At 70.7% G+C, this 12,234-nt stretch carries 2 protein-coding genes; both read left to right on the forward strand.

The window, feature by feature from the left end; translation table 11 throughout:
• The first annotated feature begins 5 nt into the window (after nt 1-5).
• On the forward strand, nt 6-6,056 hold the full coding sequence (locus WMF22_RS29690; protein WP_438031959.1) for an AAA family ATPase: 6,051 nt from the start codon (nt 6-8) through the stop codon (nt 6,054-6,056).
• A 127-nt stretch (nt 6,057-6,183) separates the two neighbouring features.
• Nucleotides 6,184-12,228, forward strand: coding sequence for an AAA family ATPase (locus WMF22_RS29695; RefSeq protein WP_438031960.1), 6,045 nt, complete (start codon nt 6,184-6,186; stop codon nt 12,226-12,228).
• Nucleotides 12,229-12,234 lie beyond the last annotated feature (6 nt).

Here is a 12,234-nt window from a genome sequence, read left to right on the forward strand (position 1 = left end):
CCTTTATGACCGACAGTCCACGTTACCGCGTACTGGGGGTGCTGCACCAAGGTGCGGACACGATCCTCTACCGCGCGCGGCGCGAGGAGGACGGCCGGCCGGTGGTGCTCAAGGCCCTGCGGCGCGATCACGCGAGCCCCCGCGCCCTCGGCAGGCTCCAGCACGAGCTCGAGGTCGCCAGGGCGCTGAAGTCGCCCGCAGTCGTCAAGGCCTACGGTATCGAGCCGTTCCGCGACCGGATGACCCTGGTCCTCGAGGACTTCGGCGGCCGCTCGCTCGACCGGCTGCTCGATGGCGACGGGCCCATGCGCCCGATGTGCGGGATGTCGATCGAGCGCTTCTTCCCCCTCGCCCTCCGCCTCGCCGCCGCGCTCGCAGAGCTCCACCGACACCACGTCATCCACAAGGACATCAAGCCCCAGAACCTGCTCTACAACCCCGACACCGGCGAGGTGAAGATCACCGATCTCGGCATCGCCTCCCTCTCGCCGCGCGAGGCCCAGGAGCTCGCCCACGACGGGCTCATCGAGGGCACGCTCGCCTACATGGCGCCGGAGCAGACCGGCCGCATGAACCGCTGGGTCGACGAGCGGACCGACCTGTACTCCCTCGGCGTCACCTTCTACGAGATGCTGACTGGCATCCTGCCCTTCCAGGCCAGCGACCCCGTCGCGTGGGTCTATTGCCACATCGCCCAGGCGCCGCGGCCGCCCCACGCGCTCGTCCCCTCGATCCCACCCCAGCTCTCCGCCGTCGTCCTCAAGCTGCTCTCCAAGGCCGCCGAGGAGCGGTACCAGAGCGCGCTCGGCCTGCGCCACGACCTCGACACGTGCTTTTCCCAGCTGCGCCAGCGCGGCGCCATCGACGCCTTCCCGCTCGGACTGCGCGACGTCTCCGATCGGTTCCAGATCCCGCAGCGGCTCTACGGCCGCGAGCGCGAGGTGGAGGCGCTGCGCGCCGCGTTCGAGCGCGTCGTCGCGAGCGGCCGGCCAGAGCTCGTGCTCGTCTCGGGCTACTCGGGCATCGGCAAGTCCTCGCTCGTCGCCGAGCTGCACGGGCCCGTCGTGCGCGAGCGCGGCTCCTTCCTCTCCGGCAAGTTCGATCAGCTGAGGCGCGACGTCCCCTACCGCCCCTTCCTTCACGCCTTCCGGGGCCTCGTGCAGGAGATCCTCGGCGCGAGCGAGCAGCAGGTCGAGCGCTGGCGAGAACGCCTCGGCGAGGCCGTCGGCGCGAGCGGCGGGCTGCTCACCGACATGCTCCCCGAGCTCGCCCTGCTCCTCGGCCCGCAGCCCCCCGTGCCCGAGCTCCCGCCCGCCGAGGCCCAGAGCCGGCTGCTCGCCACGCTCCAGCGCTTCGTCGCCGCATGCGCCCGCAAGGAGCACCCCGTCGCCCTCTTCCTCGACGACCTGCAATGGGCCGACGCCGGCAGCCTCCACTTGCTCGAGCACCTCGCCACCCTCGCCGGCGACGCGCACCTGCTGCTGATCGGCGCGTATCGCGACAACGAGGTCGGCCCCGCGCACCCGCTCCGGCTCACCCTCGCCGAGATCCGAAAGCGCGGCGCCGCCGTGGGCGACATCGTCCTCGAGCCGCTCTCCGCCGCCCACGTCGGCGCGCTCGTCGCCGAGACGGTCCGCGCACCCGAAGCAGAGGTCGAGCCGCTCTCGCAGCTCGTCCACGAGAAGACCGGCGGCAACCCGTTCTTCGTGCTCCAGTTCCTCATCGCCCTGCACGAAGAGGGGCTCATCACCTTCGATGCGGACGAGGGCGCATGGCGGTGGGACATCGCCGCCATCCGCGACAAGGGCTTCACCGACAACATCGTCGAGCTGATGGTGGGCAAGCTGGAGCGGCTCTCGGTCCCGACGCGCGACGCGCTCAAGCTCGCCGCCTGCCTCGGCGGCAGCGTGGACCTCGACACCCTCGCGATCGTCGCGCGAAGGCCGGCGGAGGCCCTGCGCACGGCGCTCGCGGAGGCCGTGCGGGAGGGGCTGCTGCTCCGCCGGGACAGCGTCTATCGCTTCCTCCACGACCGGGTGCAGCAGGCCGCGTATTCGCTCATCCCGCCCGGGCAGCTCGCCGAGGTGCACCTCGGGATCGGCCAGCTGCTCTTGAAGGGGCGGAGACCGGACGAGCGCGAGGACGCGCTCTTCGACATCGTGAGCCACCTCAACCGCGGCGCCGCGCTCCTCCGTTCCCAGGCCGAGCGCGACGAGCTCGCCGCCCTCAACCTCCGCGCCGGCAGGAAGGCCGAGGCCGCCGCCGCCTACCAGTCTGCCGCCGCCCTCTTCGCCGCCGGCCTGGCCCTCCTCGCGCAAGATCCCCGCGAGCGCTGGGCGACTCGGTACGATCTGGTCTATCCCCTCAGCCTCGAGCGCGCGCACGCCGCCTACGCCACCGGCAACATCGAGGAGGCCGAGCGGCTGATCGAGGAGCTCCTGGAGCGCGCGAGGAACAAGCTCGATCGCGCCGCGGTCGTCGAGCTCGCCGTAAGCTTCTACCAGACCCGAGGGCGGTCCGACCACGCCGTCGACCTCGCGCTCGCGTGGCTCCGCGCCCGAGATATCGATCTTCCACTCCACCCCACCGACGCACAGGTCAAAAAAGAGACCGAGAGCCTCTGGCAAGCCCTCGGCGACCGGGCGATCGAGGACCTCATCCGCCTGCCCCCCATGGAGCACCCGGAGTGCAAGGTCGCCATGGCCGTGCTGCAAAGCGTGGCCGGCCCCGCGATCTTCGTGGACCAGGACCTGCACTACCTCATCGTCCTGCGTCAGGTGAAGCTCGGCCTGCGCTACGGCAACGCGGAGAGCTCCGCCCACGCGTACGCGGCCTTCGCGCGGATGTTCGGCCCGCGGTTCGGGCGATACCGCGAGGCCTACAGGTTCGGAAAGCTCGGCTACGACCTCGCGGACAGGAGCGAGCTCCTCACCGTGAAGTCGCTGGTATTCACCCTCTTCGGACAGCAAGTCGTCTTCTGGACACGCCACTACCGGGAGACGTACCCCTACACGCGCGCCGGGTTCAGCGCCGCGGTCGAGTCCGGCGATATGCGCATGGCGTGCTTCAACTGCGTCTGGGCTCCGCTGTTCCCGATGCTCGCCGGCGAGCCGCTGGAGGACGTCCTCCACGAGGTCGAGGAGCGCAGCCGCTTCGTGCGCAAGGCCGGTTACGCGTTCGCCTACGGCGTCCTGGCCAGCGCCCACGCCGTCATCCAGACGCTGCGCGGGAGGCCGGTCCGCTTCTCCACGCTCGACGGCTCCGAGCTGGATCCGCCGGCCTTCGAGGCGCGGCTCGACGAGGGGGATATGCGGGGCGCCCGCGGCCTCCATTTCAGCATGAAGGCCCGGGCGCTCTTCGCCCTCGGCTCTTACAGAGAGGCGCTCGCCGCGGCGACGCGCGTGATCGTCGATCACCCCTTCAGGAACGAGCCCTACGCGCTCATCGCCGAGAACTGCTATGTTCACGCGCTCTCGCTCGCGGCGCTCGTCGACGCCGACGGTGGCGCGCCCAAGCCGCACGAAGCGCGGCGGTCGCCGGCGCAGGCGCTGCCCGAGGGCCTCCTCGAGAGCGAGCGACAGCTCGGCGCGTGGGCCGCGAGCTGCCCCGACAACTTCCTCCACAAACACGCCCTGGTCCGAGCCGAGATCGCCCGGCTCCTCGGGCACGAGCCCGAGGCCATCCGGCTGTACGAGCAGGCGATCTCCTCGGCGCGGGAGAACGGCTTCGTCCAGCACGAGGCCATCGCCTGCGAGCTCGCCGCCCGGTTCTACCGCGATCGCGGCCTGTCCACGCCCGCCGACGCCTACCTGCGGGACGCCCGCGCCGCCTACTTCCGCTGGGGCGCGCACGCCAAGGTCGAGCAGCTCGACCAGCGGTATCCCTTCCTCGTCGAGCGAAAGCCGATCGCCCCCACCGTCACCTTCGCCGTACGCGCCGAGCAGTTCGACGTCCTCTCCGTCGTCAAGGCCTCTCAGAGCATCTCCGGCGAGCTCCAGCTCCCGCGCCTGCTCGAGATGCTCCTGCGCATCGTCGTCGAGCACGCGGGCGCCGGAGAGGGGGTGGTGCTGCTGGTCCGGGAGGAGCGCCTGTCGACGGCGGCGGCGATCGCGACGTCCGGGGGCGCGACGCGGCTGCTCGACGCGGGCGAGGCGGCGGCGCTGCCGCAATCCATCCTCAACTACGTTCGCCGCAGCCACGAGCGCGTGCTGCTCGACGACGCGACGGCCAGGCACCCGTTCTCGGAAGACGAGTATTTCAGCCGCAAGAGGCCGAGATCGGTGCTGTGCCTCCCGATCATGCGGCAGGCCCGGCTGCTCGGCGTGCTCTACCTGGAGAACGGGCTCGTGGCGGGGGCGTTCACGCCCGGGCGGCTCACCGTGCTCGAGCTGCTCACCTCGCAGTCGGCCATCTCGCTCGAGAACGCCATGCTCTACGCCGATATCGAGCAGGAGAACGCCGAGCGGCGCCGGGCAGAGCAGGCGCTGAAGGCCAACCAGGTGACGCTGCAGGCCATCGTCGACAACTCCGCCGCGGCCATCTTCCTCAAGGATCGCGAAGGCCGGTATTTGCTCGCCAACCGCCACGCAGGGAGCGTCGCCGGCGTTCCGGGCCATGAGCTCCTCGGAAAGACCGACGCCGAGCTCTATCAGGGGGCGGACGTCGAGGTCATCCGAGACAACGACCGGCGGGTGCTCGACGCGGGCGAGCCGATGGAGTTCGAGGAGGAGGTGTTGACGAAAGAGGGCGAGCCACGCATCTACCTGTCGCTCAAGTTCCCGCTCGGCGAGAGCGTCATGCCCGGCGTGCTCTGCGGCATCTGCACCGACATCACCGAGCGCAAGCGCGCAGAGCTCGCCGAGCGCTTCCTGGCCGACGCGAGCCGCAAGCTCATGGCCCTCGGCTACGGCGCCACCCTCGACAGCGTCGCGCAGCTCGCGTTGCCGGCGCTGGCCGACCGGTGCGTCATCGACGTGGACCTCACCCAGGACGCCCCGGGGCGGACGGTCACCGCGGGGATGCCGGTCGAGCTCGCGGGCGCGGTGACGGACGCGCTGCGGCCCCTGGCGGCGGCGTCGCCGGACCGGCCCGAGATAGGCGACGTCCGCGCCGCGCCCCTCCTCGATCCGCTCGGCGTTCACTCCTTCCTCCGCGTCCCGCTCCTCGCGCGCGACCGGCGCTTCGGGGTCATGACCCTGCTGGCGGCCGCGCCACGGCACCATTACGGCCCCGCCGACCTCTGGCTGGCCCAGGAGCTGGCGAGCCGCGCCGCGCTCGCCCTCGACAACAGCCGCCTGTTCGCCGAGGCCCAGGAGGCCATCGAGCGCCGCGACGAGTTCCTCCTCGTCGCTTCGCACGAGCTCAAGACACCGCTCACCTCGCTCACGATGCAAGCCCACCTGCTCGCCAGGCTCCTGCCCCGCCTCCAGCGCGCCGAGGTCGCTCCGGAGCGCATCGACGCCGCGATCCAGCTCCTCAACCGCCAGATCGCGCGCCTCGCCCACCTGGTCAACGAGCTGCTCGACGTCACCCGCCTCAACGCCGGCCAGCTCACCCTCTCTCGCGCGCCCGTCGATCTGGCCGCCCTGGCGCGCGAGGTCGTCGAGCGGATGCACCAGCAGCTCACCGACGCCCGCTGCCGCACCCAGCTCGAGCTGGACGAGCCCGTGACGGGACACTGGGATCCGTCTCGCATGGAGCAGGTCCTCATCAACCTCCTGTCCAACGCGATCAAATACGGCGCGGGGGGCCTCATTCACGTCATCGTGCGCCGCGAGGGCGCTCGCGCGCTGCTCGTCGTCCGCGATCATGGCATGGGCATCGCGGAGGCCGACCAGGCCAGGATCTTCGAGCGCTTCGAGCGCGCCGTCTCCGTCCGCAACTTCGGCGGCCTCGGCCTCGGCCTCTACATCGTCCGGTGGATCGTCACCTCCCACGGCGGCACCATCCGCGTCGAGAGCAGGTTGGGCGCGGGCGCCACGTTCATCGTCGAGCTGCCTTTGCACCCGCCGGAGGCGGAGACGGAAGGCCAGGGCACCTTTCTCCCGCCGGCGTGAGCGTTCACCGGGGGCCGAAGCCGGCGCTGCTCCGCGCCGTTTGCTCGTGACGGGTCGCAGCGCTTTTGGCAGTGTACCAAGTTGAACCGCAGCACGACGCTGACGTCCCGGGTTCAAAGATTCTCCTATGCCCCATAGTCCACGTTACCGCGTGCTGGAGGTGCTGCACCAGGGTGCGGACACGATCCTCTACCGCGCGCGGCGCGAGGAGGACGGCCGGCCGGTGGTGCTCAAGGCCCTGCGGCGCGATCACGCGAGCCCCCGCGCGCTCGGCAGGCTCCAGCACGAGCTCGAGGTCGCCAGAACGCTCGATTCACCCGTGGTCATCAAGGCCCACGGAATCGAGCCGTTCCGCGACCAGGTGACGCTGGTCCTCGAGGACTTCGGCGGCCGCTCGCTCGACCGGCTCCTCGATGGCGACGGGCCCATGCGCCCGATGCGCGGGATGTCGATCGATCGCTTCTTCCCCCTCGCCCTCCGCCTCGCCGCCGCGCTCGCAGAGCTCCACCGACACCACGTCATCCACAAGGACATCAAGCCCCAGAACCTCCTCTACCACCCCGACACCGGCGAGGTGAAGATCACCGATCTCGGCATCGCCTCCCTCTCCCCACGCGGAGCCCAGGAGCTCGCGCACGACGGGCTCATCGAGGGCACGCTCGCCTACATGGCGCCAGAGCAGACAGGCCGCATGAACCGCCGCGTCGACGAGCGGACCGACCTGTACTCCCTCGGCGTCACCTTCTACGAGATGCTGACTGGCACCCTGCCCTTCCACGCCAGCGACCCCGTCGCGTGGGTCTATTGCCACATCGCCCAGGCGCCGCGGCCGCCCCACGCGCTCGTCCCCTCGATTCCGCCCCAGCTCTCCGCCGTCGTCCTCAAGCTGCTCTCCAAGGCCGCCGAGGAGCGCTACCAGAGCGCCCTCGGCCTGCGCCACGACCTCGATACGTGCTTTTCCCAGCTGCGCCAGCGCGGCGCCATCGACGCCTTCCCGCTCGGACTGCGCGACGTCTCCGACCGGTTCCAGATCCCGCAACGCCTCTACGGCCGCGAGCGCGAGGTGGAGGCGCTGCGCGCCGCGTTCGAGCGCGTCGTCGCGAACGGCCGGCCAGAGCTCGTGCTCGTCTCGGGCTACTCGGGCATCGGCAAGTCCTCGCTCGTCGCCGAGCTGCACGGGCCCGTCGTGCGCGAGCGCGGCTTCTTCCTCTCCGGCAAGTTCGATCAGCTCAGGCGCGACGTCCCCTACCGCCCCCTCCTTCACGCCTTCCGGGGCCTCGTGCAGGAGATCCTCGGCGCGAGCGAGCAGCAGGTCGAGCGCTGGAGAGAGCGCCTCCGCGAGGCCCTCGGCCAGAACGGCAGGCTGCTCACCGACATGCTCCCGGAGATCGAGCGCCTCCTCGGCCCGCAGCCCCCCGTGCCAGAGCTCCCGCCCGCCGAGGCCCAGAGCCGGCTGCTCGCCACGCTCCAGCGCTTCGTCGCCGCATGCGCCCGCAAGGAGCACCCCGTCGCCCTCTTCCTCGACGACCTGCAATGGGCCGACGCCGGCAGCCTCCTGCTCCTCGAACAGCTCGCCACCCTCGCCGGCGACGCGCACCTGCTGCTGATCGGCGCGTATCGCGACAACGAGGTCGGCCCCGCGCACCCGCTCCGGCTCACCCTCGCCGAGGTCCGAAAGCGCGGCGCCGCCGTCGGCGACATCGTCCTCGAGCCGCTCTCCGCCGCCCACGTCGGCGCGCTCGTCGCCGAGACGGTCCGCGCACCCGAAGCAGAGGTCGAGCCGCTCTCGCAGCTCGTCCACGAGAAGACCGGCGGCAACCCGTTCTTCGTGCTCCAGTTCCTCATCGCCCTGCACGACGAGGGGCTCATCACCTTCGATGCGGACGAGGGCGCATGGCGATGGGACATCGCCGCCATACGCGACAAGGGCTTCACCGACAACATCGTCGAGCTGATGGTGGGCAAGCTCAATCGGCTCTCGGTCCCGACGCGCGACGCGCTCAAGCTCGCCGCTTGCCTCGGCGGCAGCCTGACCCTCGACCCCCTCGCGGTGGTCGCGCGAAGGCCGGCGGAGGAGCTCCGCGAGGCGCTCGAGGAGGCCGTGCGGGAGGGGCTGCTGCTCCGCCGGGACAGCGCCTATCGCTTCCTCCATGACCGGGTGCAGCAGGCCGCGTATTCGCTCATCCCGCCCGGGCAGCTCGCCGAGGTGCACCTCGGGATCGGCCGGCTGCTCTTGAAGGGGCGGAGGCCGGACGAGCGCGAGGACACGCTGTTCGAGATCGTGGGCCACCTCAACCGCGGCGCCGCGCTCCTCCGTTCCCGGGCCGAGCGCGACGAGCTCGCCGCCCTCAACCTCCGCGCCGGCAGGAAGGCCGAGGCCGCCGCGGCGTACGAATCCGCCGCCGCCCTCTTCGCCGCCGGCATGGCCCTCCTCGCGGACGAGCCCCAGGAACGCTGGGAGACGCAGTACGCGCTGACCCACGCCCTGACCTTCGAGCGAGCGCGCTGCGCGTACATCCTCGGCAACTTCGATGAAGCCGAGCGGCTGCTCGAGGAGCTCACGGATCGCTCGATGACCAAGATCGAGAGGGCCGCCGTCGTCGAGCTCGCCGTCGCCTTGCACGTGACCCGCGGGCAGAGCGCCCGCGCCGTGGAGCTCGGTCTCTCCTTCCTGCGCTCTTACGACATCCATCTGCCAACCCACCTCACCGACGCGCGCATCGACGAAGAGACCGAGAGCGTATGGAAGGCCCTGGGCGACCGGGCGATCGAGGGCCTCATCCACCTGCCCCCCATGACGCACCCGGAGACCAAGATCGCGATGAGCATCTTGAAGAGCGTGTCCGTCGCTGCGTATTTCGTGGACCAGAACCTGCATCACCTGGTCCTCGAGCGCATGGTCACGCTCAGCCTCCTCCATGGCAACGCCGAGAGCTCCGCCCATGCCTACACCGCCTTCGCGCGGGTGCTCGGCCCGCGGTTCGGGAGGTACAAGGAGGCTTACCTGTTCGGCAAGCTCGGCTACGACCTCGCGGAGAGGAGCGAGCACATCGCCGCGAAGCCCACCGTGTTCTTCCTGTTCGGGCAGCTGACCGTCTTCTGGACGCGCCATTACAGGGAGACCTACCCTTACAATCGCCTCGGCTTCGACGCCGCCGTGGAATGCGGCGATCTGAACAACGCATGTTACCATTGCGTCTGGGCGTCGGTGTTCCCCCTGCTCTGCGGGGAGCCGCTGGAGGACGTCCTCCACCTGACCGAGGAGCGCCTCGGCTTCGTGCGCAAGGCCGGCTACGCGTTCATCCATGGCATCCTCCTCAGCGTCCGGTACCTCATCCAGACGCTGCGCGGGAGGCCGGTCCATTACGCGATGCTGGATGGCTCCGAGCTCGATCAGGAGGCCTTCGAGGCGCGGCTTCCTCCGGGATCCTCGTACGGGGCTCATAGCTTGTACTGCAGCCTGAAGGCGCAGGCGCTGTTCCTCCTCGGCTCTCCCAGCGAGGCGCTCGCGGCGTCGACCCGCGTCGTCGTCGATTACGACTGGAGGATGGACGCGGGCGCCGAGATCCCCGAGACCTTCTATGTTCACGCGCTCGCGCTCGCCGCGGTGTTCGACGACGCGCACGAGGCGCGCGACGCGGCGACCTCGCCAGAGCGGGAGCTCCCCGAGGGGCTCCTCGCGTGCGAGCGGCAGCTCGGCGTGTGGGCCGCGAGCTGCCCCGACAACTACCTCCACAAACACACGCTGGTCCGCGCCGAGATCGCCCGGCTCCTCGGGCGCGAGCCCGAGGCCATCCGGCTCTACGAGCAAGCCATCTCGTCGGCGCAAAAGGGCGGCTTCGTCCAGCACGAGGCCATCGCCTGCGAGCTCGCCGCCCGCTTCTACCTCGACCGCGGCCTGTCCACGCCCGCCGTCGCCCACCTGCAGAAGGCCCGCGCCGCCTACTTCCGCTGGGGCGCGCACGCCAAGGTCGAGCAGCTCGACCAGCGGTATCCCTTCCTCGTCGAGCGAAAGCCGATCGCCCCCACCGTCACCTTCGCCGTACGCGCCGAGCAGTTCGACGTCCTCTCCGTCGTTAAGGCCTCTCAGAGCATCTCCGGCGAGCTCCAGCTCCCGCGCCTGCTCGAGACGCTGCTGCGCATCGTGGTCGAGCACGCGGGCGCCGGAGAGGGGGTTGCGCTCCTGGTCCGGGAAGATCGCGTGTCGACCGCGGCGGCGATCACCGCGTCGGGGAGCGCCGCGCGGCTGCTCGACGCGGGCGAGGCCCTGGCGGCGCTGCCGCAATCCATCCTCAACTACGTCCTCCGCAGCCACGAGCGCGTGCTGCTCGACGACGCGACGGCCAGGCACCCGTTCTCGGAAGACGCGTATTTCACGCGGAAGAAGCCGAGATCGGTGCTGTGCCTCCCGATCGTGCGGCAAACGCGGCTGCTCGGCCTGCTCTACCTGGAGAACAACCTCGTCACCGGCGCGTTCACCCCGGGGCGGCTCACCGTGCTCGAGCTGCTCGCCTCGCAGTCGGCCATCTCGCTCGAGAACGCCATGCTCTACACCGACATCGAGCAGGAGAACGCCGAGCGGCGCCGGGCCGAGCGCGAGCTCCGCGAGAGCCAGGCCGCGCTGCAGGCCATCGTCGACAACTCCGCCGCGGCCATCTTCCTCAAGGATCGCGATGGCCGGTATTTGCTCGCCAACCGCCACGCAGGGAGCGTCGCCGGCGTTCCGGGCCATGAGCTCCTCGGAAAGACCGACGCCGAGCTCTATGAGGGCGCGGACGTCGAGGTCATCCGAGACAACGACCGGCGGGTGCTCGACGCGGGCGAGCCGCTGGAGTTCGAGGAGGAGCTGATGACGAAGGAGGGCGAGCCACGCATCTACCTGTCGCTCAAGTTCCCGCTCGGCGAGAGCGTCATGCCCGGCGTGCTCTGCGGCATCTGCACCGACATCACCGAGCGCAAGCGCGCCGAGCTCGCCGAGCGCTTCCTCGCCGAGGCGAGCCGCAGGCTGATGGCCCTCGGTTACGGCGCCACCCTCGACAGCATCGCGCAGCTCATCGTGCCCGAGCTCGCCGACCGGTGCGTCATCGACGTGGACCTCGCCCAGGACGCCCCGGGACACGCGGCCACCGCGGGCGTGCCGGCCGAGCTCGCAGGCGCGGTGATGGACGCCCTGCGGCCCCTGGCGGCGGCGTCGCCGGACCGGCCCGAGATAGGCGACGTCCGCGCCGCGCCCCTCCTCGATCCGCTCGGCGTCCACTCCTTCCTCCGCGTCCCGCTCCTCGCGCGCGACAGGCGCTTCGGCGTCATGACCCTGCTGGCAACCGCGCCACGGCGCCGCTATGGCCCCGCCGACCTCTGGCTGGCCCAGGAGCTGGCGGGCCGCGCCGCGCTCGCCCTCGACAACAGCCGCCTGTTCGCCGAGGCCCAGGAGGCCATCGAGCGCCGCGACGAGTTCCTCCTCGTCGCTTCGCACGAGCTCAAGACACCGCTCACCTCGCTCACGATGCAAGCCCACCTGCTCGCCAGGCTCCTGCCCCGCCTCCAGCGCGCCGAGGTCGCTCCGGAGCGCATCGACGCCGCGATCCAGCTCCTCAACCGCCAGATCGCGCGCCTCGCCCACCTGGTCAACGAGCTGCTCGACGTCACCCGCCTCAACGCCGGCCAGCTCACCCTCTCTCGCGCGCCCGTCGATCTGGCCGCCCTGACGCGCGATGTCGTCGAGCGGATGCACGAGCAGCTCGACAGCGCCCGCTGCCGCGCCCAGCTCGACCTGCAGGAGCCCGTGGTGGGCGACTGGGACGCTTTCCGCATGGAGCAGATCCTCATCAACCTCCTGTCCAACGCGATCAAATACGGCGCGGGAGCCCCTATTCACGTCATCGTGCGCCGCGAGGGCGCTCGCGCGCTGCTCGTCGTCCGCGATCATGGCATGGGCATCGCGGAGGCCGACCAGGCCAGGATCTTCGAGCGCTTCGAGCGCGCCGTCTCCGTCCGCAACTTCGGCGGCCTCGGCCTCGGCCTCTACATCGTCCGGTGGATCGTCACCTCCCACGGCGGCACCATCCGCGTCGAGAGCAAGCCGGGCGCGGGCGCCACGTTCGTCGTCGAGCTGCCTTTGCACGCGGCGGAGACAGAGACGCACGGCCAGGATGCCCTGCTCCCGCAGGCGTAGGCGCGC

Source organism: Sorangium sp. So ce204 (assembly GCF_051526795.1).
Taxonomy (GTDB): domain Bacteria; phylum Myxococcota_A; class Polyangia; order Polyangiales; family Polyangiaceae; genus Sorangium; species Sorangium cellulosum_B.

Excerpts from the sequence above, each read along its gene's own strand:
- WMF22_RS29690 (WP_438031959.1), top strand. The coding sequence starts at position 6 with ATGACCGACAGTCCACGTTACCGCGTACTGGGGGTGCTGCACCAAGGT.
- WMF22_RS29695 (WP_438031960.1), top strand. The coding sequence starts at position 6,184 with ATGCCCCATAGTCCACGTTACCGCGTGCTGGAGGTGCTGCACCAGGGT.